Origin of the sequence: Mucilaginibacter flavidus, from assembly GCF_024055575.1 — a bacterium.
Taxonomy (GTDB): Bacteria; Bacteroidota; Bacteroidia; order Sphingobacteriales; family Sphingobacteriaceae; genus Mucilaginibacter; species Mucilaginibacter flavidus.
On record NZ_JAMXOE010000011.1, the window covers coordinates 170,045 to 194,845 of the forward strand.

Annotated in this window: 34 protein-coding genes; 9 read left to right on the forward strand and 25 right to left on the reverse strand. The window is 39.0% G+C overall.

The window, feature by feature from the left end:
* Position 1: 1 nt before the first annotated feature.
* The 14 genes from NAF19_RS17145 to NAF19_RS17205 form a co-directional block, all read right to left on the reverse strand.
* A complete protein-coding gene (locus NAF19_RS17145; protein ID WP_252791406.1) occupies positions 2–499 on the reverse strand; it encodes a hemerythrin domain-containing protein in 498 nt (165 codons plus the stop codon).
* Positions 496–795: a cupin domain-containing protein gene (locus NAF19_RS17150; protein WP_252791408.1), complete on the reverse strand. Its 300-nt coding sequence runs from the start codon at positions 793–795 to the stop codon at positions 496–498. The genes NAF19_RS17145 and NAF19_RS17150 overlap by 4 nt, the downstream gene beginning before the upstream one ends.
* 95 nt (positions 796–890) lie before the next feature.
* Positions 891–1,250 (reverse strand): group III truncated hemoglobin, encoded by a 360-nt coding sequence (locus tag NAF19_RS17155; protein ID WP_370362889.1) that lies wholly within the window; start codon positions 1,248–1,250, stop codon positions 891–893.
* 148 nt (positions 1,251–1,398) lie between these two features.
* Positions 1,399–1,812: a cytochrome C gene (locus NAF19_RS17160; protein WP_252791410.1), complete on the reverse strand. Its 414-nt coding sequence runs from the start codon at positions 1,810–1,812 to the stop codon at positions 1,399–1,401.
* A gap of 4 nt (positions 1,813–1,816) precedes the next feature.
* Entirely contained in the window at positions 1,817–2,089 is a 273-nt protein-coding gene (locus tag NAF19_RS17165; RefSeq protein ID WP_252791411.1) for a hypothetical protein, read from the reverse strand.
* Between the two features lie 25 nt (positions 2,090–2,114).
* Positions 2,115–3,140: a cbb3-type cytochrome c oxidase subunit II gene (locus NAF19_RS17170; RefSeq protein ID WP_252791413.1), complete on the reverse strand. Its 1,026-nt coding sequence runs from the start codon at positions 3,138–3,140 to the stop codon at positions 2,115–2,117.
* A gap of 4 nt (positions 3,141–3,144) precedes the next feature.
* Positions 3,145–4,962, reverse strand: a complete 1,818-nt coding sequence (locus tag NAF19_RS17175; protein WP_252791415.1) for a cbb3-type cytochrome c oxidase subunit I — start codon at positions 4,960–4,962, stop codon at positions 3,145–3,147.
* On the reverse strand, positions 4,959–5,291 hold the full coding sequence (locus tag NAF19_RS17180; RefSeq protein ID WP_252791417.1) for a hypothetical protein: 333 nt from the start codon (positions 5,289–5,291) through the stop codon (positions 4,959–4,961). The genes NAF19_RS17175 and NAF19_RS17180 overlap by 4 nt, the downstream gene beginning before the upstream one ends.
* A 43-nt stretch (positions 5,292–5,334) precedes the next feature.
* Complete coding sequence (locus NAF19_RS17185) at positions 5,335–5,772, reverse strand: RrF2 family transcriptional regulator (RefSeq protein WP_252791419.1); 438 nt, start codon at positions 5,770–5,772, stop codon at positions 5,335–5,337.
* Between the two features lie 432 nt (positions 5,773–6,204).
* Positions 6,205–6,438, reverse strand: coding sequence for a hypothetical protein (locus NAF19_RS30805; protein WP_370362887.1), 234 nt, complete (start codon positions 6,436–6,438; stop codon positions 6,205–6,207).
* Positions 6,410–6,634 carry a hypothetical protein gene (locus NAF19_RS17190; protein ID WP_252791420.1) on the reverse strand — a complete coding sequence of 75 codons (225 nt, stop codon included), beginning with the start codon at positions 6,632–6,634 and terminating at the stop codon, positions 6,410–6,412. The genes NAF19_RS30805 and NAF19_RS17190 overlap by 29 nt, the downstream gene beginning before the upstream one ends.
* 8 nt (positions 6,635–6,642) lie before the next feature.
* A complete protein-coding gene (locus tag NAF19_RS17195; RefSeq protein WP_252791422.1) occupies positions 6,643–6,786 on the reverse strand; it encodes a hypothetical protein in 144 nt (47 codons plus the stop codon).
* A gap of 276 nt (positions 6,787–7,062) precedes the next feature.
* A complete protein-coding gene (locus NAF19_RS17200; protein WP_252791424.1) occupies positions 7,063–7,515 on the reverse strand; it encodes a pyridoxamine 5'-phosphate oxidase family protein in 453 nt (150 codons plus the stop codon).
* Between the two features lie 60 nt (positions 7,516–7,575).
* Positions 7,576–8,136: a helix-turn-helix domain-containing protein gene (locus NAF19_RS17205; RefSeq protein WP_252791426.1), complete on the reverse strand. Its 561-nt coding sequence runs from the start codon at positions 8,134–8,136 to the stop codon at positions 7,576–7,578.
* 554 nt (positions 8,137–8,690) lie between these two features.
* Between NAF19_RS17205 and NAF19_RS17210 the strand changes: the two genes are divergently transcribed.
* The 5 genes from NAF19_RS17210 (at position 8,691) to NAF19_RS17230 (ending at position 13,969) form a co-directional block, all read left to right on the forward strand.
* Positions 8,691–9,044 (forward strand): cupin domain-containing protein, encoded by a 354-nt coding sequence (locus tag NAF19_RS17210; RefSeq protein WP_252791427.1) that lies wholly within the window; start codon positions 8,691–8,693, stop codon positions 9,042–9,044.
* Entirely contained in the window at positions 9,037–10,248 is a 1,212-nt protein-coding gene (locus tag NAF19_RS17215) for an acetate/propionate family kinase (protein WP_252791429.1), read from the forward strand. Before NAF19_RS17210 ends, NAF19_RS17215 begins: the two co-directional genes overlap by 8 nt.
* 6 nt (positions 10,249–10,254) lie before the next feature.
* A complete protein-coding gene (locus NAF19_RS17220; protein ID WP_252791431.1) occupies positions 10,255–12,651 on the forward strand; it encodes a phosphoketolase family protein in 2,397 nt (798 codons plus the stop codon).
* Positions 12,652–12,695: 44 nt separating this feature from the next.
* The gene (locus tag NAF19_RS17225) at positions 12,696–13,478 is read left to right on the forward strand and encodes an HAD-IIB family hydrolase (RefSeq protein WP_252791433.1); all 783 of its coding nucleotides are present in this window, start codon (positions 12,696–12,698) and stop codon (positions 13,476–13,478) included.
* Positions 13,479–13,606: 128 nt separating this feature from the next.
* The gene (locus NAF19_RS17230) at positions 13,607–13,969 is read left to right on the forward strand and encodes a nitroreductase family protein (RefSeq protein WP_252791436.1); all 363 of its coding nucleotides are present in this window, start codon (positions 13,607–13,609) and stop codon (positions 13,967–13,969) included.
* A gap of 242 nt (positions 13,970–14,211) precedes the next feature.
* Here the strand turns inward: NAF19_RS17230 and NAF19_RS17235 are convergent, their stop codons facing one another.
* The 4 genes from NAF19_RS17235 to NAF19_RS17250 all read right to left on the reverse strand — a co-directional run bounded on the left by NAF19_RS17235 (position 14,212) and on the right by NAF19_RS17250 (position 16,156).
* Complete coding sequence (locus NAF19_RS17235; protein ID WP_252791437.1) at positions 14,212–14,607, reverse strand: hypothetical protein; 396 nt, start codon at positions 14,605–14,607, stop codon at positions 14,212–14,214.
* 109 nt (positions 14,608–14,716) lie between these two features.
* Positions 14,717–15,370 (reverse strand): BON domain-containing protein, encoded by a 654-nt coding sequence (locus NAF19_RS17240; RefSeq protein ID WP_252791439.1) that lies wholly within the window; start codon positions 15,368–15,370, stop codon positions 14,717–14,719.
* Positions 15,371–15,447: 77 nt separating this feature from the next.
* Complete coding sequence (locus NAF19_RS17245) at positions 15,448–15,879, reverse strand: cupin domain-containing protein (RefSeq protein ID WP_252791441.1); 432 nt, start codon at positions 15,877–15,879, stop codon at positions 15,448–15,450.
* Between the two features lie 49 nt (positions 15,880–15,928).
* Positions 15,929–16,156 (reverse strand): SHOCT domain-containing protein, encoded by a 228-nt coding sequence (locus NAF19_RS17250; RefSeq protein ID WP_252791443.1) that lies wholly within the window; start codon positions 16,154–16,156, stop codon positions 15,929–15,931.
* A gap of 398 nt (positions 16,157–16,554) precedes the next feature.
* On the opposite strand from NAF19_RS17250, the gene NAF19_RS17255 reads away from it, so the two are divergent.
* Positions 16,555–17,088: a phosphatase PAP2 family protein gene (locus NAF19_RS17255; RefSeq protein ID WP_252791445.1), complete on the forward strand. Its 534-nt coding sequence runs from the start codon at positions 16,555–16,557 to the stop codon at positions 17,086–17,088.
* 60 nt (positions 17,089–17,148) lie between these two features.
* Here NAF19_RS17255 and NAF19_RS17260 read toward each other — a convergent pair whose 3' ends face one another.
* From NAF19_RS17260 to NAF19_RS17265, 3 genes are all read right to left on the reverse strand, one after another.
* Positions 17,149–17,361 (reverse strand): DUF6799 domain-containing protein, encoded by a 213-nt coding sequence (locus tag NAF19_RS17260; RefSeq protein ID WP_252791447.1) that lies wholly within the window; start codon positions 17,359–17,361, stop codon positions 17,149–17,151.
* Complete coding sequence (locus NAF19_RS30595; protein ID WP_256484344.1) at positions 17,358–17,483, reverse strand: hypothetical protein; 126 nt, start codon at positions 17,481–17,483, stop codon at positions 17,358–17,360. Before NAF19_RS30595 ends, NAF19_RS17260 begins: the two co-directional genes overlap by 4 nt.
* 80 nt (positions 17,484–17,563) lie before the next feature.
* Positions 17,564–19,558, reverse strand: a complete 1,995-nt coding sequence (locus NAF19_RS17265) for a copper-translocating P-type ATPase (protein ID WP_252791449.1) — start codon at positions 19,556–19,558, stop codon at positions 17,564–17,566.
* A 252-nt stretch (positions 19,559–19,810) separates the two neighbouring features.
* Between NAF19_RS17265 and NAF19_RS17270 the strand changes: the two genes are divergently transcribed.
* Positions 19,811–20,125, forward strand: a complete 315-nt coding sequence (locus NAF19_RS17270; protein ID WP_252791451.1) for a hypothetical protein — start codon at positions 19,811–19,813, stop codon at positions 20,123–20,125.
* An 87-nt stretch (positions 20,126–20,212) separates the two neighbouring features.
* Positions 20,213–20,359: a hypothetical protein gene (locus tag NAF19_RS17275; RefSeq protein ID WP_252791453.1), complete on the forward strand. Its 147-nt coding sequence runs from the start codon at positions 20,213–20,215 to the stop codon at positions 20,357–20,359.
* 691 nt (positions 20,360–21,050) lie between these two features.
* On the opposite strand, the gene NAF19_RS17280 is transcribed toward NAF19_RS17275, so the two are convergent.
* The 4 genes from NAF19_RS17280 to NAF19_RS17295 all read right to left on the reverse strand — a co-directional run bounded on the left by NAF19_RS17280 (position 21,051) and on the right by NAF19_RS17295 (position 24,410).
* Positions 21,051–22,169 carry a Fic family protein gene (locus NAF19_RS17280; protein ID WP_252791455.1) on the reverse strand — a complete coding sequence of 373 codons (1,119 nt, stop codon included), beginning with the start codon at positions 22,167–22,169 and terminating at the stop codon, positions 21,051–21,053.
* A gap of 1,019 nt (positions 22,170–23,188) precedes the next feature.
* On the reverse strand, positions 23,189–23,545 hold the full coding sequence (locus tag NAF19_RS17285) for a DUF6799 domain-containing protein (RefSeq protein ID WP_252791457.1): 357 nt from the start codon (positions 23,543–23,545) through the stop codon (positions 23,189–23,191).
* A 99-nt stretch (positions 23,546–23,644) separates the two neighbouring features.
* Positions 23,645–23,989 (reverse strand): four-helix bundle copper-binding protein, encoded by a 345-nt coding sequence (locus tag NAF19_RS17290; protein WP_252791459.1) that lies wholly within the window; start codon positions 23,987–23,989, stop codon positions 23,645–23,647.
* Positions 23,990–24,095: 106 nt separating this feature from the next.
* The gene (locus tag NAF19_RS17295; RefSeq protein ID WP_252791461.1) at positions 24,096–24,410 is read right to left on the reverse strand and encodes an RNA polymerase sigma factor; all 315 of its coding nucleotides are present in this window, start codon (positions 24,408–24,410) and stop codon (positions 24,096–24,098) included.
* Between the two features lie 223 nt (positions 24,411–24,633).
* Between NAF19_RS17295 and NAF19_RS17300 the strand changes: the two genes are divergently transcribed.
* A partial coding sequence (locus NAF19_RS17300) for a chemotaxis protein CheB (protein WP_256484346.1) occupies positions 24,634–24,801 on the forward strand: 168 nt, incomplete at its 3' end.

The window sequence follows — 24,801 nt, forward strand, 5'->3', positions numbered from 1 at the left end:
ATCAATCTGCTTTATCCTTTTTAGTTATCCAAAACTCATCCGGGTATTCCTCTTGAAAAGATGCTGGATTTTGCTGAGCCAAAACCTCACCAATGTTTGATAAAACTGATGGCGGGAGCGCAGTTTCGAGGTGAGGAAACAGTACCCTTTCCTCAAAACGGATATGGTTGATCAACAGTTCTGCGAATAGGACATATTCTTCTGCGGCTTCATTCTCATAGTAATTTAACCGCTGCAGCCTGCTCTCCAGCATAAGATGTTCTGTTCTACCCTGCTGACAGAGCAGGTCATCGATCTGGGCGAATAACAAGGCTTCTTCCTCATGGAAATGTTCTTTCAAATGACGCTCCCAAAAAAAGTTAATGTATTTTTTTATTCTGTGGAGTTCTATATTTCTCTTTATTCCTTCCTTGATCTTCCAGCAAAAGAGTAATCCAGCATGATGGTCTTTGGAAAGTATTAAAAGATGCTTACTGCGCTTGATCGGTTGAGTTGTCATTTGTTTTTTTTGATTAAGTCATTATTCCACGACATAATGAATCTCGGCATCATTGCCAAAATGATAAAAGCCTTAAAATCGGAAATTACTTTTAACAGATGCGGTTCATGTGCCGGGATCGCCTCACTTGACGCTGGACCTAATTCATACGTATCGCCTTTATAAATCAGTAAGGCTTCGCCTGATTCTACAATCACAAAGGCCTTTGAGTTAGCAAAATGCCTGGGCATATGAGTACCAGCTGAAAATTCAACCTTGACTACCTTATACTGAACATTTCTCAGAAGTTCTTCCATGCCTGTAAGTATTAAATTGATTTAAGATTTGATAAGGCGTTTTGTTATTGAGTCTGACCCTGCAATTCTTTGTTCCTATAACACTATTCAAATTATCAAACAATTATTTTATCAATGCTTCCGGTCATTTTTTGCAACCGGATTAGAAACATATTCGCCATCAATCCGGCCCGGTTTTTTGCATCTGTTGCTACAGCACCCTTAAAATGCTGATCTATCGTTTCATTAAAAAGTTCCAGCCAACGGTCAAAATGCTTTTGTTCAATTGCTAAAGGTGCATGCTTTGCAAAAGGATTACCTCTGAACCCTGCCACACCAAATAACGCTGCATTCCAAAATGCATACATTTTTTCGAGGTGTAGTGTCCAGTTATCTTTAACAGCTTTTTCGAAGACAGGCCCCAGCAGTGCATCCTTACGTACCCGGCTATAAAACTCATCTACAAAAATCCTGATCGATTAAATGTCTTTAATATCTTTCATATTCATTCATTTTGGTATTGAATATTTAACCTATACAAAGGTATCTCAATAATTAATATTAAAAGAGTTTTATATCTTTTATTGCATTGGTGTTATATATTGTTGATTACGCCTGGCTTTTCTATTTAAATAAAGTCATCTGACCGGAGGTTATATGATAATAGACAGCCCAGGCGGCAAATGCAATTAAAAGAACAATTATCCAAAAAGGGATGCTTTTGGGCGTTTCACTGCCATGCAGCAAAAAAGTTTTTTGATCTCCTTTGCTATAAGCATTGATCATTAACGGCAAAATACCATCCACCACTTCATCTTTTCTTATACCTTCAACTGCAATTGCAGGCCCGTTACGAACAATAAAAGGAATTGTTTTAATGCCTTCTTTTCCTTTATGATCCTTACTTACAACCTTTAGCACATGCTTGCCATCTGTCAGTTTTTTTGTATCCAGGTCAAAAGATACCGGAGCCGGAAATGTTCCGATGGGTTGCGGGTCTTCATCAATGAACAGCGTCACCATGCTTTTATCTTCCATAACCTTAAGAATTTAAGATGATCTTTTTAATATCCTGATGTTCGGGATTTTCTGGTTTTGTCAGGCATCTGATCAAGGCGTACAGGGAATATAGCGTGATCACAACCATAATGCTTACGATGATATAATCCCAGTTACCTGTAGGACCACCGCCATGGGTTATGCCTTGTAAAAATTGGGGTTGCTGCGCTTTACAAGCATCACAAGCTTTTGCGGGTGCGTACGCTGCTATCCATATCCCAAGGGTGATGGACATCGTCATTATCAGACTTTTCATTTTGAGTTTCCTATTCTTTTCCATACTACTTAGCTATAGGCCCTGACTTAATTTGATTAAATAGTTCCTTGATTTCTGTAAGGGTGATTTTTCGAGAATTATTACCCCAGCTACTGCGTTCATGATTGATGATGGCCAAAATCTCCTCCGGCTTCAGGTTATTGTTGGTTCCAACAGCCGGCATAATGCCGTAACCTTCACTGGCCCTTCCGTTATATCCCTTCATGATAACGGTGAGCTGTACTTTGGGATCTTTATCCAAAACAATCGAACTGCCCTTTAAAGGTGGAAAGGCGCCTTTTAAACCTTCGCCGTTTTCCTGGTGACAGCTTTGACAATTGGCAGCATATAAAGCTGCCCCGTCTAATTCAGTATTCAGTTTACTTGTAGTTCCTGCCGGTTCCGCTTTTGATAAGGTTTTGCCATATAGAAAAATTGGTGTTGGCTTGCCATCCGGAAGTTTATACTGCTTAAATGATTTAAGGTAAGCGACCAATTGCAAAGCCTCCCGGGTTGCTACAATCTGTCCGGTTACCCCTTTACGGAACTGATCGGGAACATGAAGCACGATATCACCCGGATAAGGATAATCCTTTACTTCAAACAACCAGGAGTAGGCAGGCATAATTGATTGTTCAACTACTGACCTCGGATTATATAAGTGCAGCAGGTGCCAGTCCTGGCTGGGCTGCCGGTTGCCAATGTTCATCAAATCCGGCCCGGTCCGTTCTGACCCCATCAGGTTCGCTGTGTTACGCCATATATCAGTTCTTATGTTCCTGGCATAATCGGCGGCAATACTTGGGCGTGTGCCCCACATTTTATCCATATCTACATTTCTAACCTGCTGCGTATGACAGGCGATACAGCCTTCTCTTATAAATATACCTTTACCCGCTACTTCATCAGCATTCAAAGCATGGCTTCCCGGAAGGGGTGCATTATTATTTTGTGAATTCAAAGCAGGCAGGATAGCCGCAAACATGGTTAGCACAATAAATAGAATTATGGCTACTCCAAAAAGTCTTTTATGATTATTATAAATATCCATCGGGTTATTGATTAGAGGTATTAGCAGGTAGTTTATTCAACTCTTCAAAAACTGCTTTTTGCAGATCAATTTCTTCATGGCTGGTAATCATATAATAAAGATTATAGGCAAAGATCAGGTGAGAGGCCCACATCAATGATCCGCCAATAGCCCGCCATAGCCAGTAAGGGGCCATCAGCACTACCGAATCAATGAAAGGTTTTCCTTCCATCCAGGCCATCCCCTTTAGCGTACCGCCGATCATTAAGGGTATGCTATAAAACAGCAACCCAATAAGCGCCATCCAAAAATGAGCGCCTACCCAGCCCTGACGTGGTTCTTTGCCTGTAAGACGCGGAACTAAAGTGTATATAAACGCCCAAAGCATAAAAGCGATGATACCATACATGGTGATGTGCGAATGGGCCGTGGTAAAATCGGTAAAATGCCAGTACAGATTGGCTGAACGGAAAGCCTCGGCAGTGCCCTGGAAAGAACCTGTGAAGTAAAAGATAATACCTACCAGGTAAAATGGTAGAGTATAACTCGAACCTATTTTATTAAAGTTGCCCCGGAATGTCATCAGGAAATTAGTTGTACCGGCGAAAACAGGTACCAGCATGCCCATACTTCCTATAATAGCGGTTGTTTGCAGCCACCAGGGAATTGCGCTGAAAATAAAATGGTGGGTACCAATTAAAGTGTAAAATAGAATTTGAGTCCAGAAAGCGAGGATACCAAGGCTATAAGAATAAATAGGCGTGTTTAATTGCTGTGGCAAGAAGTAATAGATCAAACCCAGGTTAAAAAGCATAAACCACATACCCACGCCCTGATGCATATAATAACCCTGGGCTATACTTTCACCCAAGCCGTTTTGCCAGAAAGGTAAATATCCAACAAGCGCAATTACAATAGTAAACATAGTAGCGGCAATGATATACCAATTGGAAATATAAATTTCCTTGGTTTTACGTCTCGCCACAGTTTGTAAGTAATTGATCAGTGTAATAATGATGCCGATGGCAAACAATAACATAATCGGCCAGATATACTCACGGTATTCGCCGCCCCCATTATTTATTCCTGCCATCAGCGAAATGCTGCCTAAAACAACCGAGGCATTAATCAGGTATAAAGCATACCATCCCCGTTTCAAACTGGCCACAACCGTATTGCTAACGGTTGAAACAACGTAATAGCCCAGCCCTATCATGGCGAGGGAGGACCATCCCCAAAAAACCATATTGGTATGTACCGGACGCAAGCGCCCAAAGCTTAACCAACTGACATGATCAACATCAGGGGCCACAAATTTTATCCCTAAATATTCGCCTACCGACGTGCCTAATACCAGCCAAAAAGTCGCTGTTCCAATATACCAAAGAATTAACCTGGTCAATGAAGGATCAATATCCGGTCTTTTAACCGCTTTCTTTTTCGAAGCAAGAAATCTCGGACTATTTACTTCAGCGATATTATGAAGCAAGCCCTTCTTATCGGCCGGCAAGATCTCTCCAGCCAACTCACTGTTATTTAACTCAAATTCAATCGCTTGTTTACGTTTTGCCAGATCATCACTCATCTCCTCTAAATTCAATTTTTGCAAGGACTGAGCTAATTGGCTGGCATCGTTCCTTGTTTTACTATTTTTGATCCTGGTCGCGATGTGGTTAACTTTCACAGCAACCAGGTATACGGCAACCAGGAGCGGAAGGAGGATTAAAGTAATCGTGATCAATACTCCGGGGTTCGTCCAAATACCTGAATTTGTTTCAGCCCCTTGCGCAAACAATGGCGTAGCTAAAATGAGCGACAGTAGTAACAAGAGCGACTTTTTCATTGTTTATTTTGGTTTTCGACACGTATCTGTTGATTTCGGATCGTATGTTGACGTTTGATTAATATATTAACTTGTTGACCATCTAAATCTTTCAAATGGTTGTTAAGCCATTTCTTACCATCTGTATCAACATCATTGATGGTTTCCTTTAAACGATAGCTGTTTTTTAAAAGCCATAGCACCAATAAAACCAGGATTAATATACTACCGGCTAATAATATAGCTACTCCGCCGGATGAATCCTCCGTTTGGGATATCACCGATGTTTCTGCCATTATCTTTCCAGACGTCAGCGATAAGAAAAGAATGACACTAATAGATCGTTTCATTTTATTGATATTAATACCTTTTTATCCTTTTTACAATTAAAAATTATCTTTTTAACGAATTGATTCCTAAAATTAATTCTTCGTTAAAATTGCCAATATTAGTTGTCCTTAATAAAGAATGAATTTCGTCTCGAATTGTTTTAAATTGATTGTGTAAAGGACAGGGATCCTTTTCAGAACATTCTTTCAGGCCCAAAGCGCAACCCACAAATATCCCGTTTCCATCCACGGCTTCTACAATCTCTGCAACAGGGCGTTTCAAGGTAGTTTCATCTACGAAAAAACCGCCATTCGGACCTTTTGCGGACTGAACCAAGCCCCTTTTGCTTAGGTCCTGCAATATTTTTGCTAAAAAATGTTCCGGTGAATCTATCCCTATAGCGATATCTTTGATACTTACCCGTCCGCCTTCGGAAGTTTTTTGTGAAATAAAGAATACAGCCCGGAGAGCGTATTCACACGTTTTTGAAAATATTCCCATTATACAAAAGTAGCTAACGATTTAAGTTAAAGCAAGATTGTTTGCACCAAACCTCTTCCTGGCTTCAGTTACCTGCTCATTTGTTAATCCTTGTATATTAAAATTATTTACGGGTATACCGGTCGAACTGATGGATTAAAATTGCTTAAACAGGTATTTACATATACCAAGTTACATTTATTTCATATTATACGTAATAGCCATTGCTGGAATATGATGATTCGAGAGGGCCTCTTCTGTAGTACACTTTTTAAAATATTTGAAAAAAAACCGTGCGGGTAATGAACGAGTGCAAGCATATCTGATCCATTCTCTTCGCATAATCTGTTCAACCTGTTAACCACCTCTTTCCCCCTGATTTGATGATAGGATATATTAGGTTGCTTTAACAAATTAATATGGCTGTGCATTGCCTTTTCTTTTACAAGATCTTCATTTTCTTGTAAAAAGTGAAACATGGGCAATCTCGAGTTGGAAATCGAATATTTTTCCAAGTTTAACGAGATAATTGATAGCATTGATGTCAGATAATTCGAAAGCGGTCGCCAAAGTAAATTCGGCCTTTGGAGGTATTATTAAAACCGGGCATAATGTATGGTCAATAACGTCCATGGTATCATTTCCAAAAAACAAGTGTTCAAGATTGCTGTTGGAACTGCCACCCATTATTATAATTGTATTTCCATTTCTTTGAGGATATTTTTACATTTAAACCTAAAGCACCTTCACCACTTTGACAATCGATTTTTGGTTTAAATCCACTTTTAGATAAACCGGTTAAACTATGTCTTAATTGGATAGCCAGTTGGCTAAGCTTAGCGACACTTTCATCTTTGGGGAAAACAAATTCTTCAACCACCAAGGGTACTTCTACATACGAAGGCAGAAGAGGATGATCATAGTGGGTATTGAAAAGTAAAATATCAGCGTGCAGTTTTCAACGACTGCCATAGCTGATTTGGCTGCATGGATAGCATTTTCTGAAAAATCAATCAGTATCGGTACAGTCTTCATGATATAGTAAATTCACCGTAAATGTCTAAATTATAATGCAGCGTATAATGAACATAGCAACGTTTGATAAGATGTTCAACCAGTAGCGACAATTTCCGAATTATGACAATTCGGATTTATTTACCAACAAAAAACCCAATAGCCGAAGCTATTGAATCAAAATCCTTGAAAAAACTTGGCGGAACTCGCTGCATCTGCTAATGCCCCTGTATTGCTTTTGGGGAAACAGGAACAAGAAAGGAGTATTCGCGCAGGCAATACGGAAAATTCATACTATTATCTGTCCTCAAAACGACCAGTCTTTTTTTGCACATTAATCTTATACATAATCAACTCAACAGTCGTCCCAACATCGCTTTCGTCATCCACAAAACAGTGTTCCCGGGTAACCGAATCATCGAGAATGTAGGGATTGACCCTGTCTATTAGTTTTTGCAGGACTTTTCGTTTTTCGTCTAATTCCGTGATCTCTTCAAACTTTCCCCATAGGATCACACTTTGCCAGTTGGTGATATCTTTTATGCTATCCACCTCAAAACAAACCTCCGGATTTTCCCGCATCATATCAATCTTCATTCCTTTAGCGGAATGGCAATAAATGTTCACGCCATCATATACATAATTTATCGGGACTATATAGGTGACGCCAGCTACATGACATCCTATGCGACCGATCAGCTGATCTTTCAATAAAGCTTCTATTTGTATATTATTTAATTCTCTTAACATCTTGTTTTTTAATTTACTTCTGTATTAATTAAAATCGATTTCTTTCTGAAGAATTTTATATTAAGGATCCACAAGCCCCAGTTGTCTGTTCTCTCTGAATTTTTTAAAATAAGATGGCGTTAGACCGGTGATCTTTTTGAATTGATTGCAAAGATGCCCTACGCTGCTGTAGTGTAATTTGTAAGAGATTTCGGTGAGAGAAAGTTCGTCATAAACCAACAATTCCTTTACCCTTTCAATTTTATGCATAATGATGTAGTGCTCAATATTTATCCCTACCACCTCTGAAAATAAATTTGCCAGATAAGTATAATCGTGATTTAATTTCTCACTTAAATAATCAGAAAAATTAACTTTTGAAGGCTCATCTGCATAATGTATTAATTCAACAATCACTTTCTTTATCTTTTCTATCAGGATGCTTTTTTTATCATCCAAAAGTTCGAGCCCGAATTTTAGCAAAGCGACTTTAAATTCTCCCAGTTGAGCATTTGAAATATTTTCAATTATCTCAACCTCCCCTAACTCAACTACAATATAATGCAGAGACAGCTTTTTGAGTTGCTGTTTCACCACCATTTTGCAGCGGATGCACACCATATTTTTAACGTAAAGCTTCATCGTATTTTCAAGGGTTTAATAAGAAAAGCAAGTGTGTATTTGTATTACCGATAAAATCGTTGTTGGAAGTAGCCTTAATGATAGTAGATTATCAAAACAATATTTAAAGTCCTGTTCGGGCCTATTTTATTAATTGAGTTCTTTATAGAATGCTATCAATATTACAAGCAATAGAACCAGTAATAGTTTTAACTAATATGTTAAATAAATCAACTATACGATAAATTCAGAATAAGATGGCACTCATCAATTTTAATATCGCTTTAAAAAAAAAACGTTGTCTCTTACCTCAACATGATTAATTTAGGTTTATCATCTAATTATATATCGATCAGCCTTTTTGAAAGTAAATCAGACAGCACCCCCATATGCAGATGTGTGAAAGATGTAACTTATTCAAAAAGTTGTGTAATAATTAAGAGCCAAAGGAACCCCACCTTTATAGTAGTAATTTTGACTACTCAAATCCATTAATCAATTCGACTGAACTTCAATTGAGCTTAAATATTTCAACATGGATCTACTGTAAAAAATTGTCAATGAAATCTCAGGTCATGGATAAAAACACATCGGATAATACAGAACTGGAAACAGGAAAAGCACACATTATCGTAGAAATTATTGAATATGTACCAAATTCTGTGGTTATAAAAACCATCATCAAAAAATCAACCGGAAACATAAGTATCATGTCTTTTGACGGTGGGGAGGGCTTGACGGAAAAGACCAGCCCGTTCGATACATTCGCCCAGATCATTGAGGGAAACGCGGAAATTGTTATTGATAACGTTTCGAATTTTCTTGAATCAGGTATGGGAATCATCATACCTGCCCATTTGTCCAATTTTATAAGACCAAACGGGCGTTTTAAAATGATCCAAACAATTATTAAAAGCGGATATGAATAAACCTGCAAAGCCTGAGAAAGATTGCGTTTTAACCATAAATGGCGGCTCTTCCAGTATAAAATTCGCTTTATATCAAGTTGATTCGACGTTAAATAAATTACTTTCTGGTGAATTAGAAAATATTGACTCAAAGAAACCAACCCTACGCTACAAAAATATAGAGCATAATTCACAACAGAAAATTGATATTAAAACTGACGGCCAAACATCCGCTGTAAACTGGCTGATTGATTGGCTTGAAAAACAAGTGGATTTCGCCGCAGTAAAAGGGATTGGACACAGGGTCGTACATGGAATGGAACATACCCAACCGGAACGGGTAACAGATGATTTACTGGATGATTTGAAGAAAATAAGTCCTTATGATCCTGAACACCTGCCCGAAGAAATTAAAATGATAGAAGTTTTTAGAAAGCGGTACCCGGAATTGGTTCAAATTGCCTGTTTTGATACCTCCTTTCATACTTCGATGCCACAGGTTGCCAAGTTATTGGCGATCCCTCGCAGGTTTAACGCCATGGGTATCAAACGATATGGTTTCCACGGCCTTTCTTACGCTTACCTGATGGAGCAGCTTGACCTGCACGAATGGAATGAAACAGGGAGAGGCAGGGTTATATTGGCACACCTGGGTAATGGTGCAAGCCTTGCTGCCGTAAAGAACGGCGTGAGTATTGATACCAGTATGGGATTTTCACCGTCGTCCGGTATTCCCATGGGGACACGTACGGGCGATCTTGATCCCGGCGTTGCATGGTATTTAATAAAGGCCGGAGAACTTAGCCCTAAACAGTTTAATCATCTCGTTAACCACGAGTCCGGTCTTTTGGGAATTTCAGAAACCAGTTCAGACATGCGGGAACTGATAAAATACCAGGATACGGACAGCCGTGCTGCCGAAGCGGTAGAACTTTTTTGTTATCAAACCAAAAAATGGATCGGTTCTTTTGCCGCAGCCCTTCACGGTGTAGATACTTTGGTGTTTTCAGGCGGCATTGGCGAAAACTCGCCCGAAGTTCGCGCGCGGATCTGTCATGGTCTCGAATTTTTAGGAATTGAACTCGATAAAGAAAAAAATCTAAATAATGAAGAGTTCATCTCCGCTGACGTAAGCACTGTATCAGTACGTGTTATAAAAACCAATGAAGAATTAATGATAGCAACGTCAATCTGCCATGCTTTAGATTATCCAATTAAACAATAATTACCCATGGAAACAGAAATAATCAGCCCCGAAGTTGAAACTTTATCAACCGATTTGCTTCAAAAAATCAATGCTTACTGGCGTGCTGCTAATTATATTTCAGTTGGCCAGCTTTATTTACGCAATAATCCGTTGCTGAAAGAGCCGCTAAAATTAGCGGATGTTAAGCATATGCTACTGGGGCACTGGGGTACAACACCTGGCCAGAATTTTATATACACCCATTTAAACCGGGCTATTAAAGAATTTGATCTGAATATGGTTTATGTATCAGGTCCGGGGCATGGAGGCCCGGCGGTCGTGGGAAGCGTTTACCTTGAAGGTACCTACACAGAAATTTATCCGAATATCACCCGGGACGAAGACGGCTTAAAAAGATTGTTTACACAATTTTCATACCCTGGGGGCATCTCCAGCCACGCTTCCCCGCAAACACCCGGTTCAATACACGAAGGTGGCGAACTCGGTTATTCCCTAAGTCATTCATTTGGCGCAGTGATGGATAACCCGGATTTGATAGTAGCATGCGTAGTTGGAGATGGTGAAGCGGAAACAGGGCCATTGGCTACCGCATGGCACTCCAATAAATTCCTTAATCCGATTACCGACGGTACTGTGTTACCTATCCTGCATTTAAACGGTTATAAAATATCCAACCCAACTGTATTAGCGAGGATAAGTCATGACGAACTGGAACAGCTTTTTCTTGGCTACGGCTGGACTCCTTATTTTGTAGAGGGCGATGAGCCAGACGCTATGCACCAGTTGATGGCGGCTACATTGGACAAAGTAATAGCGCATATTCAACAGATCAAAAAAAATGCCCTTGCAAACGACGATACAAGTCGTCCGCGCTGGCCAATGATTGTTTTAAAGTCGCCTAAAGGCTGGACCGGGCCTAAAGAGGTGGAAGGGTATAAAATAGAAGGCAATTTCAGGGCGCACCAGATTCCGCTCGCGGTTTCTGCTTCAACGCCGCCGGAGCATTTGCAAATGCTGGAGAACTGGATGAAAAGTTATAAGCCGGAAGAACTTTTTGATGAAACTGGAAAGCTGAAACCCGAACTCCAGGAGCTGGCGCCAAAAGGTGAACGCCGCATGGGCGCAAACCCGCATACCAATGGCGGCCAATTGCTTCGCGATCTTCGCTTGCCCGATTTTCGCAATTATGCAACAGTAGTTGCCACCCCTGGCGCAGATGGCGAGGGCGACACTTATGTTTCAGGCCGGTTCCTGCGAGATGTGATCAAAGAAAACCAGGCAGATCGTAATTTCAGGATATTCGGACCCGATGAGACCGTATCCAACAGGCTGGACCTGGTATTTGAAGCGACGAGCAGGCAGTGGATTGCACCGGTTGTCAAAACAGATGAGTTTCTATCCCCCGAAGGCAGCGTTATGGAAATGCTGAGTGAGCACCAATGTGAAGGGTGGCTTGAAGGATACCTGCTTACCGGCAGGCATGGCTTGTTTAACTGTTATGAAGCATTTATCCACATCGTCGACTCTATGTTTAATCAGCATGCCAAATGGTTGAAGGCAAGCCTGGAACTGCCGTGGCGCCGTAAGATCGCTTCGTTGAATATTTTACTTACCTCCACGGTGTGGCGGCAGGACCATAATGGGTTTACCCACCAGGACCCTGGCTTCATCGATCATGTGGTAAATAAGAAGGCAACAATCGTAAGGGTTTACCTGCCCCCTGACGCAAACTGCCTGCTATCTGTTATGGATCATTGCCTGCGTAGCTATCATTACGTAAATGTGATAGTTGCCGGGAAACACCCGGCACCACAATGGCTGAATATGGACGAAGCCATTGAGCATTGTACCAGGGGAATAGGCATATTTAATTTCGCCAGCAATGACCAGGAAGCTGAACCGGATGTGGTCATGGCTTGCTGCGGCGATGTGCCCACGCTGGAGATCTTAGCGGCTGTTACCATTTTACTTGAACATCTGCCTGAACTAAAAATCAGGGTGGTTAACGTAGTCGATCTGTTTAAGCTGGAAAAAAACACTGAACATACCCATGGGTTGAGTGACCCCGATTATAACGCATTATTTACCACTGACAAGCCGGTTATTTTCGCCTTTCACGGTTATCCGTGGTTGGTGCACCGTTTAACTTATAACCGCGCCAATAACGTAAATATGCATGTACGTGGTTATAAGGAGGAAGGTACCATAACTACCTGGTTTGATATGACCGTGCTGAACGAAATGGATAGGTTCCACCTGGTAATGGATGTGGTTGACCGCTTGCCGCAAACCGGAAGCAAGGGAGTGTATCTTAAACAGCTTTTAATGGATAAACTGATTGAGCATAAACACTATATCGGCGCACACGGTAAGGATATGCCCGAAATTCTTAACTGGAAGTGGGGTGCGCCTAATGAATGAGCGGAAGACACTTATTTAGAAGATAAATTAATTGAAATATAAAAATGAAAAAAATAAAAAATTTAATAGTTTTTGATCTTGATCCTACGTTAGCAAAGGGGGACATGGTGATGGATACCCAAATCGCCGGTTTGTTAAATCAACTATTGGAGCTTACGAAGGTGGCTGTTATTTCAGGCAGCGACTGGTCCTGTTTTGAAAAGAAATTGTTACCAGCCCTCCCCGAAAAACAGTATTTAAAAAATCTGATCTTTCTGCCAGTCAGCGGTACCCGTTATTATCAATACCGTTCCGGCTGGAAGGAAATGCATACCGAGATTTTAACTGTTGCAGAAAAAGACAAGATTAAAACGCAGTTGCAGAAAGTGTTGGACACGTCCGGCAAAGATGCCGGAAAAGTGCTGGGTGAACAATTTGAATTCAAAGGAAGTGATATCATTTTTTCATGCTTAGGGCAACAGGCAACGGCGAAGGCAAAGCAGGCCTATGATCCTGACCATGCAAAACGCAAAGAAATAAAAATGGTACTGGATGAAGTGCTTTTCAATTATTCGGTACAAATCGAAGGCCCGGATCTGATCGTTATTTCGAAAACAGGTATTGATAAAGCCCATGGTATTTACAAACTTCACCAGATCCTGGATATTAAAACCAAGAAAATACTATTTATAGGTAGTGCGCTGTTTGAAGGTGGCAACGATTACGCCGCTATAGCCACAGGGGTGGAATGTATCCAGGTGAAAAACCCTGATGAAACAAAAATAGTGATCGAAACCATCATTGCCTGTTTGCATATGGTGTATAAGAAAAAACATGAATCCGTTTAAATTTCAGCGCCTGGGTACTATGATGACCTTGTTTATACATTAAGTGTGAATAACGTTACTCTTGGGGTTTTATTTAACATTCGTACGTCAGGTCTTTTCTTCACATGGTGAAATTTTAGCGAATATAAATGAAAAGAAGAAATTTTATAGTTATCACCAACAGTGCTGTTTTGATTGCAGGTACAGGGCACTACTTATCGACTGACCAAAGCAATTTCGTCAGAAATGATGTTGTATCAGCCGGATCCGAAAAAGATTATCTAAAACCTGATGAAAAACAGATTTTATATTTAGCATCTATGGCTCCCAGCGGGCACAATACACAGCCCTGGTTTATCAAATATATAGCACCTTATAGCTGTATAATCGGCAATGATAAAAAAAGGTGGCTCCGGGGAGTTGACCCTACACAAAGAGAAACCATTTTATCGATAGGCGCATTTTTACAAAATCTTGAATATGCTGCAAATAACCTTGGATTAGTGTTATGATATCTTCCTGGGCGATAACACCAATTCTGCAGCTTTTAATAGTGGTTCCCATCTGAGCGCATCCTGCACATCTTTTTGCAAATGCTGGTTTGTTTTCATAATAATGAAGTCATATTGAATTAACATACAAAGCTGCTCGATACTACCTGATCAATTGTTATGCAGTTCCAGTTTTTATTTACATCATTCACACATTTAACTGCGGATGAAAACCGAGTCAGGTAATGATGCTTATGACTTTTTTAAGTCAGGAATAAGCGTTTTGAAAAATACTCCCTTACAAAAGCATGCTGCTGATTCTCGGTCATTTTATCCGCTTGCTTTATTTCGATGACTATATCAGCGAACCTGTGATCTTTTCTCAAACTATTGAAAAGCTCAACTTTTGCATCTGTAGGTCCAAAAAGAATTATGTCATTATAATTTCGGATGATTTCGCCCAGTTCTTTATAATAATCCGCCTCCTCATGCTGCTCTTTATTGTGCATCAGGTTTTCACTTCTGCCAAGCGTTTGTTCTTTTTCTTGGTGAGTGAATTTTGATTCAACTGTTTTTGTTTCAATAGGATCAGTTGTAAACTCCATTATATGAGCATTTTGATGATCCATCCAAATACCTAAGCATTTTTTTATTTTCATGATAAGAATATTTAATTTACTTGTATACAGTTCGCAATGTTTATCGGTAGCCTGCTAAAATATAAAACCAGTGGAAGGTTGCCCTCCACTGGTTTTTACGGTTATCTTACTAATATTCGATAACCAACTCATTGTCAACCGTCCAAACACCCGGCGCATTCCAGGCAATTTGTTCAGCTTCGTCCTTAGCGTAAAATGAATTAACGGTACCCGTTAGCGTAACGTTGTTTCCTGCAACATCAACTTGAATACCCAAATCATCAATTGATGAATTACGTTCAAGAGCACATTCTATAGCCTTTTTTTCTATGGCATCATGTGTTTCAGATTTGATTTTGATGTTATTGATCACACCCATAACGCCGGAAAGGTTCTTTATTGCTTTTTTCGCAGCCTCTCTTTGATAATTCCATTCTAGTTCACCTTCCAAAGTAACCCAGCCATTTTCAACTTTTACTTTGATCTTATCTTCCGGAACTTCCCAGTTCCATTTCCAGGCCTTTAATACCTCGCTGGCAATTTCAGTATCGTTTTTTTTGCCATAATCGCCATACTTAATTACTATTTCTTCGGCTACTGCTTTTACCCCCGCCACGTTTTTAGCTGCGCCTTCTGCCTCTAATTTTTTGGAGTAACTGTCGACAGTTCCGGTTAAGGTAATTACACCATCTTTGGCTGTTACCCCAATTTCAGCTGCATTCAATAGCGGTTCCCATTTAATGGCTTCCTGAACATCTTTCTGTAAATCCTGATTAGTTTTCATTTTTGTTTAATTTTAATAGATATATAAATTATGAATAGCCGGGTCAGATATTTTCACCTGGTCTTGATTGATAATATTTATTCAGTTGTTTCCCCATCAAATTTTTCAGGAAAGTCTTCAGCCTCCGTTTTGGTAGATCTGACAATACCATCCTTATGATGGGGCGGTGCATATATTGTGTACATTTTCAATTCACCGGCAGCAGCTGTATTGATCACGTTATGTTTTGCGCCGGCAGGTACCACTATAGCATCGCCTTCTCGGAGGTTATACTCATTTCCATTAATGACACATTTTCCATTTCCGCTTTCGAAGCGAAAAAACTGGTCATTGGCATTGTGGATTTCCTCTCCGATTTCTTCGCCAGGTTTCAGGCTCATCAACACTACCTGCAGGTGCATACTTGTATATAACACCTTTCGGAAATTGGTATTCTCCATCGTATCTCTTTCGATATTTGAGTGAAATCCTTTTATAGGATCAATTAATAATTCTACGCTGTTTTTCATTTTATTTATATTTAAGGTAATCTAGTATTGGCCGTTTTAGCAGAGATATTTAACTCCGCTGTATATAATCGATCTCAATTATTTTCTTTCTTTCCTGATATTCATCAGGCCCTATTTCTCCTGCTGCAAAGCGTTGCTGCAATGTGTCCAGCGGGCTGTTCTTTTTATTTCGCTGACCAGGAATATCGTAAGGTAAAGCGAAAATCCAAATGAGCATCATAATCCAAACGAACCACCAGATAAAGTCCATCCCCCAAAAGTTATTATAGTAAAACATGATATTAGTTTTTAAAATGTATTGAATTATAACACTACAAAACTGCTGGCTTTTGTAATGGGATGTGTTACGCAATTATCTTAATTAGTTACATGATTCACACCTTTTGAAGTTGCGTGTATACTCCATGCTTAAAACGCAGATCGATTTATTGCCCAAAAAATAAGCGTGGCTAAATGGGTTGTAACGCTTTTATAGTTATCTAATATTGAATAATAGCGATTTGCACCGGTTTATTACAGAAATGATTTTATAAACTTGAGAAATGGCCATTCGTAAAATATTAATAACTAATAAACAAAGCCAAATCCTATCGATTGCAATAGCGGTTCTGTCGGCTGGATTTTTAATGGTCGGTCACCATATTTATATTTTTCTTTCCCGTTCCTCTTTTAGATATGGAATCCTCTGAAGAGGTACAAGAGCACACAGCCCCTATATTGGATAAAGGTATGAAGGCAATTAGTTGGTTGGGTTATATGCCAAATTCAGTTGTCATTGTCTTAGTTACAGCGCTCATGTTTTTTTTATTTAAATATAAAAAAGAAGCACTCTTTCTAATACTTACAATGGGCTCAGGCATAGTAAGTTCCGTTGTTAAAATAATTGCAAATCGCCCAAGGCCGTCACAGTCATTAGTAAGAATCATTGAAACAACACGGCAGCAGAGTTATCCGAGTGGCCATGTGATTTTTTACATTGTATTTTTGGGCTTCCTGATATTATTGATGTATCAATTAGCAACTATTCCTAAGTTTATTAGGATAGGAATATCAGTCGTATCTACATTTTTAATATTGACTATTCCATTTTCAAGAGTTTACCTTGGCGCCCATTGGTTTACTGATGTTCTCAGGGGATCTTTACTAAGTGCTTTATGCCTTTTCACTATTAGTTACTACTATCTTAAAAACGTAATAATATTTAGATAAATGGAAACCCCGTCTTACAACCGGGGTTTCATTCAATTGAACGAAAAATTACATTTTCGTTCAATCTTTAATCATACCCATTTTCATCGGCATCTTTTTTATTTTTCCATCCATCATTACACATTGACCTTCCTTCAGCATCAACGTTTTACCGCTTTTCATCTTAATGGTGCCATCAGTCATAACCATTGTGCCGTTGGTCATGGTTTTGGTCTCTGTCATAGGCATACTTTTGCCATGCATCATAGTCATCATTTTACCATCCATCATCATAACGCCATTTTTTTTATGGATTTATGCGACATTTTGTGCATAGATGTGTCAGCCATTTTTGTTTGCGCCATAGCATTACAACTTAATGTAACGGCTGTTAGGGCGATCAGGATTCTTTTCATGTTTTTAGTGTTTTTTAATAGTAATTATATATGCTCATTATTAAGCCTTGATTGTCTAAACGCTTTTATTAAAAGATCAACTATTCTTTGACTTTTAAAAGGCTGGCATTGATTGCCACAACTATGGTACTCAAGGTCATTAAAGCCGCACCAATTGCCGGGCTAAGCAAGATGCCCTGGTTGTATAACACACCGGCAGCCAATGGCAATGCAACAGCATTATAGCCCGTGGCCCATACTAAATTTTGGATCATCTTGCGGTAAGTTGCTTTTCCAAAAAGTATTAAACTGACTATGTCCTTCGGATTGCTATTAACTAAAACAATACCAGCTGTTTCAGCCGCAATATCGCTCCCTGAGCCTACGGCAATCCCAATATCGGCCTGGGCCAGTGCCGGTGCATCGTTCACACCATCCCCGGTCATAGCTACGAACTCACCCTCTTTCTGCAGCTCTTTTATTTTTTCCAGTTTTTGATCAGGCAATACTTCAGCAATAAAACTATCCATACCTAAAGTTTTACTTACGCTTGCCGCCACTTTTTTATTATCACCAGTAAGCAGTATCGACTTAATATTTTCCTGTTGTAAAGTTTTAATGGCTTCTGCTGATTCCGGCCTTATTTCATCTGATAAAGCAATGTAGCCTGTTAATTCATTGTCTATTAGCACAAATACAGCCGTTTCCGTATCATCGGCAGTAAAACCATCGGAAACAATAATTTTATTCTCTTTCAAATAACCGGGACTAACAACCAATATCTCTTTACCTTCTACAGTAGCTTGTACACTCCGGCCTGTGATGGATTTGAAATTTTCTGATGATGGGATAATTATATTCAAATCCTTAACTTTTTGAAGGATGCCCGTAGCGATCGGATGTTCTGATTTTTGTTCCAAGGCCGAAGCCAAACGAATGATCTCATTTTCGTTGAGGTGTTTATTGAGTGAAATTATTTTTGAAACTTCAAATTTCCCGACCGTTAAAGTCCCCGTTTTATCAAATACCACGGTCGTAATCTTTCTTGAATCTTCAAATGCATTCCTGTTTTTAATCAGCAATCCATGCTTTGCTGCTAAAGCAGTTGATTTAGCCACAACCAGCGGGACAGCTAATCCTAAGGCATGAGGACAGCATATTACAATTACTGTTACCATTCTTTCCATAGCAAATGATAATGGCTGACCCGTTAAGAACCAAAATAAAAACGTTGAAATACCGGTCACCAATGCGATAATGGTTAACCATTTTGCTGCGGTATCGGCCAATAACTGTGTCTGCGATTTTGATTTTTGTGCATCATCAACCAGCTTTACTACTTGTGAGAGATAAGAATCTTTTGCGGTGTGGGATACAGTAACACTAAAAGACCCGTTGCCATTGATCGAGCCGGCAATCACTTTATCGCCTTTTATTTTTTTTGCAGGTTTCGATTCTCCCGTCAGCATACTTTCGTTCAGATAGCTTTCCCCATCCAATATGACCCCGTCAGCTGCTACTTTTTCTCCTGGTTTTATTAAAATAATATCATTTTTTTTCAGTTCATCGGTTTTTACATCCCGAAGTTTATCTGAAATAACGAGGTGAGCCTTATCCGGCATTAATTCTACCAATAACTCTAACTCCCTTGAGGCCCCTGCAACAGATTTCATTTCAATCCAATGCCCTAAAAGCATGATCAAAATCAACGTATCCAGTTCCCAAAAGAAATCCATGCCCTTCAAGCCAAATACAATTGCAACGCTGTAACTATAAGCCACGGTTATAGCAAAACCGATCAGGAACATCATGCCCGGATTTTTGGTTCTGAGCTCATCGACCAATCCTGTTAGAAAGGGCCAGCCACCATAAACAAACACAAATGATGATAGCGCAAATAGAATATAGGAAGAACCTGTAAACTGCCAGTTGACACCCATAAGTCGTTGTATCATGGTTGATAACAACATGATTGGAATGGTAAGGGCCAGCACCACATAGAATCGTTTTTTAAAATCTGCGATCATCATAGCATGGTGATTTTGGGCCGTCATACCCTGATGGTCGGTATGTTGCATTTTATTATGATTTTTCATATTGGTTGAATACTCCCTGAAATAAATAATGAAAATTACATCACTTTTTTACTATTAGTGTTATGAAATTCCCTTCATTAGTTACAACATTCACACATTTAAATTTGGGGCTACTCTTATTTTAGAATCCGTAAACCTTGGTGACAATGTGTGAATTATGTAAGCAATTACCAAGATTATGTAATACTTGTCATTCTCAAATTGCCACCTTTAATACATGGATATTTGGACGCTATTTAGCATAAAACAACTATGATGAAGATTACATTAAAGGAACCGGGATCGGGTTCATTCTTAGAACTTGAAGTATATAAAATGGACACTTCAATAGGCATCGGATGGTCTGTAGTGCTGCCAAAGGGGAAAAATGTTTTAATTAAATTTAACAACGGGGAATGGGAAACTGACGAAGGCAATAATATGAGTCATGAATTTTGGCAAACAGTTGGCAATGAAATAAATCTTTTGCTTGAAGAAGAACGCATGACCTTGAATGCTACAAGAAGCCATAAAGCTTTAGTTCCCCGGCCCAAAAGAACCCGTATGCTGAAATACCTGCTGATTTAGAATTTCCGGTATTTTTTCAGAAGGTGACCAGACTAAGCCCCCCGAACCAGAAAAAACGATGTTGTGTAATCTATTAATCACCCTACTATGAGTTACGAAATCTTATTTACAGATCAGGGTTTGAAAATTATTCATCTAACAGGTATAACCTTTAATTCATTAACTACCTGGTGTGTTCAATTTGATGATGGTAAAGAAGCGGCGGTTTATAATTCCGCTGGGATTCGAACCTGACTCTATAACTAATTGATTTTCAACAACTTATAATTAACTCGAGATTTTAGGTAGCTACTTTGGTGCTCACCTTACTGTGTGTACAAAGTTATAAATGAAATTGAAAAGGCTGGTACAAAAAGCAATTTTTAACGTATATATTACATGTGAACCAATTACACAGAAGCCGTTTAAATTACAGACCTGGGTAGCGAAGGGCTTTCCAATTGCATAGAGTAAAGCAATAGCAAATAAACGGATTTGTGAGTTTGGAGTGTTGCATCTATTAGCAGGAAACAGTAATAATTAAAAATCGTAACTCATTAACAACTATTACGCTGTAACATTCCTTTAAATCCATTGAATCGGTTTGTGTTACCTAAGTTAAAAATTAGAAACAGGTAGCCACTGGATAGGAAACGAGAACTTTGGCTTTCTTGACGGTTGTTGAGGGGAGAATAAATGAAAAAACCTTCTAAAAAATTGATTTAGAGGGTTTTCGGGGGATAATTTTACTTTTTACGCCCACCTGGGCTCGAATATATCTTTGTTCGACTGATAATCAATGAATTATAAAACTTTCCTCGTTTAGGTAGTTACGTAGGTAACATGCCCTATCGACAGTGCAAATATAGGAATAATAGGAAAAATCATAGCTTTTATAAATGAAGATTTAAGCGCAAACTGCAAAGAGAATAACAATTCGCGAAAGTTACTCAGACAGAATCCTGTACAGTTCCAGGTTTAAGTAATAATTGCCTTTACCGATCACTCTTTTTTCTAAAACACCCATGTCCGTTAACTGGTCAAGGTATTTCCTGGCGGTATTTTCCGCATAAACATTGCCGCCAACGAGGTGCTTTACCCGTGTGTAAGGTTGAGTGAATATGGCGTTAACCAGCGATTCGGGGCGTGCGATGTCGGTATCTTCGATTACGGCTTTTAAAATGGCATCCTTTGCGTTGACGATGTCGTTGATCTTGTCAAATGTAATGTTCGAAGTTTCTTCGACGGCTTTCAGCATATACAACAACCAGTTCTTCCAACTTCCTCTTTGGGTTACCCCGGCAAGTCCCGCGTAGTAATCTTCTTTATGGTCCATGATATAACGGCTTAAAAAGAGGATGGGATAATCCAGCAAGCCTTTTTTGGTCAGGTAGTGGATATTGAAAATCCTGCCGGTGCGTCCGTTGCCGTCGCGGAAAGGATGTATCGCCTCAAATTGAAAATGCCCAATGGCCATTTTGAGCAAGGTGTCTATCGGATAAGTTTTGTCATCGTTCAAAAATTCGATCAGATTTTGAAGTTTAGCTTCGACTACTCCTTTTCCTCTTGGCGGCGTGTAGGATACCTTGCCCGCATTGGGGCCGGTACCGCCCTCTTTGATGACGATCTGGGCGATGAGTGTTCTGATGCCATCGTTGAACTGACTGACGATTCGGTACATTTTCACGAAGTAATTTTCGTCAAAAACCTGCTCCTTTAAATAAGAATAACCTTCCCATAATGCTTCACGATAATACAATACTTCTTTTGATGGCCCGGTTTGTTGCTGAATTTGTTCTTCACTATAAGCCTGATACAGTTCATCATCAGTGGTAAAAATGTTTTCTATTGCACTGGACGCTTTCGCTTCCTGTAAACTAATAGAATTAATGAGCAGCCCTTGGTATGGAATAACGATACTCCTGCCCTGTAAGCGACCAAGCGCGGCTTTTGCATTACCCAGTTGACTGTAAATTTCCACATCTTCATAGAGGTGTCTGTCAATTGGCAGTTCCGGCAAGGTATTCCAGGGAACATTCCGGTCAGGGTTTACTCGGTAAGGCATAAACAAATATACATTATTGACATTAAAAATCAAATATTTTAAGGTCAATCGGTTTTATGGCATTAAAGCCTTGTTGAAAAGTATTGATCACCTTAAAATAAGCTAATTTTAAGGTACAACCCAATATTTGGCATTAACGCGTCTTGGGAACTTTATAAAGATTTATCTAACCTTTCAATTTGAGCCAAAAGACCAAAAATGGTAAAAGGCCGCCCGAAATGAAAGATGTCCAGATGCCAAAGCAGCTTGCAACGGCTTTGGCTTTGAGAATTCGTTAATGCCTAATTAGTCTTTAGCATGAGCTTTTAGCGCATTATGTTTTGAACATATCTGTTTAGGTTGCTGTAATTTCTTTTTCTAAAATCATAATGTTAATACATTTACCAATGGTCTTTAAAGTATAATCATCCAGGTTATCTTCATTGCGTTGCATCCATTCGTTAGCTAATTTATAAAGTATAACCTCTGTTTCATTCTCAAAACTTACCCGCCACACTTTCCAAGTCTTATAAACAGCGGTGGTAATAAAGATATGCTGTATACTCCGTTGGTTTGCAAGATTTCAAAGCTCATTTCAGAATGGTTAATTAAATAAAAATTAAATTGTATGCTTTAAAGGAAACTTGTATGTTTTTATAGCCTATGGATTGCACAACATTCGATCAATTAACAAATTAATTTGTCTTTAAACAATTCCTTTTGCTCGGTTGCTGTCAAATGCCTAACTGATAGATATACTATTCGTAAAATATTTCATGCTATCAATTTCAACTATGCAGGTATTGTTGATACTTAAGGTCATATAATTGGTACCGTTTATGGTTGTTTTAATTTTGAACAAGTATGCATTGGGGTCTATAAGCGTCACGATCAAGCCTGAATGTAAATTACATACGGGAAGAGTCAGCATAAAAGTTCCCATTGTCATTTACTTCATTTTTTGCAGTATTTATTTTACGAAAAATCGTATTAAAAGAAAGCCCGATAACATGTTATTACCGGGCTTTTATGAAGAAAAACTACATTTTGTTCATGGTATCTTTCATCATGCCTTTTTTCATAGGCATTTTCATTATTTTACCGTCCATCATTACACACTGCCCTTCTTTTAACATCATAGTTTTGCTGCTTTTCATTTTGACAGTACCGTCGGTCATGACCATAGTGCCGTTTAACATAGTTTTAGTTTCTGTCATAGGCATACTTTTACCATTCATCATGGTCATCATTTTGCCATTCATCATCATGGCACTGTTGTCCATTTTTTGCATGCCCATGTGATCCATTTTGTTCATGGATGTATCCGACATCTTTGTTTGTGCCATTGCGCTACAACTCAATGCAACTGCGAACATGGCCATCAGTATTTTTTTCATGGTTTTATAATTTAATGTAGGTTATAATTTATAAATTTCGAGCCACAAATATTAATCGTGGTTAATAGCAGCATCTGACCTATCCTAGTCAATAAGAGATTAATTTTGAGTAATTGGCTCGTGGTGGGCATGACAGGCATCGGCACAATCTTTACATGCCTGGGCACATTGCTTGCAATGTTCATGCGCATGTTTACCACATTCTGCGGCGCACATCCTGCAAATTTCTTCACATATCAACAGGTATTGATGACCTATTTCTGAATCGCGTTTTAATAATCGTGCTGCCTGGATACAAATATCTGCACAATCCCGATCAAGGTTGATGCAACGGGCCATCATTTTAACATCTTCTTCTTTTAAGCAGCCGGTAGCGCAGATTTCGCAAGACAAAGCGCAATTTAAAAGTTTTTGAATAAGCTCATGGTGATTTTGATGTAGCATAATTTTTTTTTAAGTGATTAATATTTCATTGTTTTTACTAAAAGAATCATAGTAAAACGGGTCTGTATTTAAAATCAGAAAAGCCGGTTAATTAGCTTTACCTTTTTCAAGTTTTGACTGCCATTTTTGGTTGATTAATTTTACCCTTAACCGTGTCTTTTATTAAATTTCTGGCGATAACAATCATCCAGGGCAGCAGCTTTCCATTTTGCTGGATATAAACATCGAAGGAGTTCCAGACTTTAATAAAGGTTTGCTCAAGGACAGCTTCCGCTTCTTTTTTTCCAGGGACAATGCGGATGATCACTAACAATAAAACCATAGCATACCTGTCCCATAGCACTTCAGCGCCCGCTCTGCTTTTTAAAGAAATCAGCCGAACTAACTCTGCATCATCAACTCCGGGTTTTCTAATGATCATTTCCTTGATACATATAACCAGTATATCTAAAATGATGCCATTAAAATTCTGATTTAAATTATACCATTTCCGAAAGTTGTAAGTGAAAGGTTTATCTGATAACACACTACGTACAGCAATAAAAACTTATTTACAGAATTATAGTTGTATGTTAGATTATACCCGCTTTTGTGCTCTTTAAAAATTTTAAAAAATTCTCACACCGCTTCTTAATTACTGTACTATGAATGCTAACCCCCACCACATCATTGCTATCGGTGCCTCTGCGGGCGGCATGGAAGAGATCAATTCTTTTTTTGATCATACGCCCTTAGATGGTGTTTCTTACGTTATTGTACAGCATTTATCTTCCGATTTCAAGAGCAGGATGGTTGAATTACTGGCCAAACAC

Excerpts from the sequence above, each read along its gene's own strand:
- NAF19_RS17195 (WP_252791422.1), bottom strand. The coding sequence starts at position 6,786 with ATGAAGACTGTACCGATACTGATTGATTTTTCAGAAAATGCTATCCAT.
- NAF19_RS17295 (WP_252791461.1), bottom strand. The coding sequence starts at position 24,410 with ATGATCATTAGAAAACCCGGAGTTGATGATGCAGAGTTAGTTCGGCTG.
- NAF19_RS17280 (WP_252791455.1), bottom strand. The coding sequence starts at position 22,169 with ATGCCTTACCGAGTAAACCCTGACCGGAATGTTCCCTGGAATACCTTG.
- NAF19_RS17225 (WP_252791433.1), top strand. The coding sequence starts at position 12,696 with ATGAAAAAAATAAAAAATTTAATAGTTTTTGATCTTGATCCTACGTTA.
- NAF19_RS17240 (WP_252791439.1), bottom strand. The coding sequence starts at position 15,370 with ATGAAAACTAATCAGGATTTACAGAAAGATGTTCAGGAAGCCATTAAA.
- NAF19_RS17210 (WP_252791427.1), top strand. The coding sequence starts at position 8,691 with ATGGATAAAAACACATCGGATAATACAGAACTGGAAACAGGAAAAGCA.
- NAF19_RS17230 (WP_252791436.1), top strand. The coding sequence starts at position 13,607 with ATGAAAAGAAGAAATTTTATAGTTATCACCAACAGTGCTGTTTTGATT.
- NAF19_RS17255 (WP_252791445.1), top strand. The coding sequence starts at position 16,555 with ATGGAATCCTCTGAAGAGGTACAAGAGCACACAGCCCCTATATTGGAT.
- NAF19_RS17235 (WP_252791437.1), bottom strand. The coding sequence starts at position 14,607 with ATGAAAATAAAAAAATGCTTAGGTATTTGGATGGATCATCAAAATGCT.
- NAF19_RS17275 (WP_252791453.1), top strand. The coding sequence starts at position 20,213 with ATGAGTTACGAAATCTTATTTACAGATCAGGGTTTGAAAATTATTCAT.
- NAF19_RS17185 (WP_252791419.1), bottom strand. The coding sequence starts at position 5,772 with ATGGGAATATTTTCAAAAACGTGTGAATACGCTCTCCGGGCTGTATTC.
- NAF19_RS17265 (WP_252791449.1), bottom strand. The coding sequence starts at position 19,558 with ATGAAAAATCATAATAAAATGCAACATACCGACCATCAGGGTATGACG.
- NAF19_RS17290 (WP_252791459.1), bottom strand. The coding sequence starts at position 23,989 with ATGCTACATCAAAATCACCATGAGCTTATTCAAAAACTTTTAAATTGC.
- NAF19_RS17165 (WP_252791411.1), bottom strand. The coding sequence starts at position 2,089 with ATGAAAAGTCTGATAATGACGATGTCCATCACCCTTGGGATATGGATA.
- NAF19_RS30595 (WP_256484344.1), bottom strand. The coding sequence starts at position 17,483 with ATGAAAAGAATCCTGATCGCCCTAACAGCCGTTACATTAAGTTGTAAT.
- NAF19_RS17250 (WP_252791443.1), bottom strand. The coding sequence starts at position 16,156 with ATGTTTTACTATAATAACTTTTGGGGGATGGACTTTATCTGGTGGTTC.
- NAF19_RS17215 (WP_252791429.1), top strand. The coding sequence starts at position 9,037 with ATGAATAAACCTGCAAAGCCTGAGAAAGATTGCGTTTTAACCATAAAT.
- NAF19_RS17160 (WP_252791410.1), bottom strand. The coding sequence starts at position 1,812 with ATGGAAGATAAAAGCATGGTGACGCTGTTCATTGATGAAGACCCGCAA.
- NAF19_RS17150 (WP_252791408.1), bottom strand. The coding sequence starts at position 795 with ATGGAAGAACTTCTGAGAAATGTTCAGTATAAGGTAGTCAAGGTTGAA.
- NAF19_RS17285 (WP_252791457.1), bottom strand. The coding sequence starts at position 23,545 with ATGAAAAAAATACTGATGGCCATGTTCGCAGTTGCATTGAGTTGTAGC.
- NAF19_RS17200 (WP_252791424.1), bottom strand. The coding sequence starts at position 7,515 with ATGTTAAGAGAATTAAATAATATACAAATAGAAGCTTTATTGAAAGAT.
- NAF19_RS17245 (WP_252791441.1), bottom strand. The coding sequence starts at position 15,879 with ATGAAAAACAGCGTAGAATTATTAATTGATCCTATAAAAGGATTTCAC.
- NAF19_RS17260 (WP_252791447.1), bottom strand. The coding sequence starts at position 17,361 with ATGATGATGGATGGTAAAATGATGACTATGATGCATGGCAAAAGTATG.
- NAF19_RS17175 (WP_252791415.1), bottom strand. The coding sequence starts at position 4,962 with ATGAAAAAGTCGCTCTTGTTACTACTGTCGCTCATTTTAGCTACGCCA.
- NAF19_RS17170 (WP_252791413.1), bottom strand. The coding sequence starts at position 3,140 with ATGGATATTTATAATAATCATAAAAGACTTTTTGGAGTAGCCATAATT.
- NAF19_RS17205 (WP_252791426.1), bottom strand. The coding sequence starts at position 8,136 with ATGAAGCTTTACGTTAAAAATATGGTGTGCATCCGCTGCAAAATGGTG.
- NAF19_RS30805 (WP_370362887.1), bottom strand. The coding sequence starts at position 6,438 with ATGGGTGGCAGTTCCAACAGCAATCTTGAACACTTGTTTTTTGGAAAT.
- NAF19_RS17270 (WP_252791451.1), top strand. The coding sequence starts at position 19,811 with ATGATGAAGATTACATTAAAGGAACCGGGATCGGGTTCATTCTTAGAA.
- NAF19_RS17180 (WP_252791417.1), bottom strand. The coding sequence starts at position 5,291 with ATGAAACGATCTATTAGTGTCATTCTTTTCTTATCGCTGACGTCTGGA.
- NAF19_RS17145 (WP_252791406.1), bottom strand. The coding sequence starts at position 499 with ATGACAACTCAACCGATCAAGCGCAGTAAGCATCTTTTAATACTTTCC.
- NAF19_RS17220 (WP_252791431.1), top strand. The coding sequence starts at position 10,255 with ATGGAAACAGAAATAATCAGCCCCGAAGTTGAAACTTTATCAACCGAT.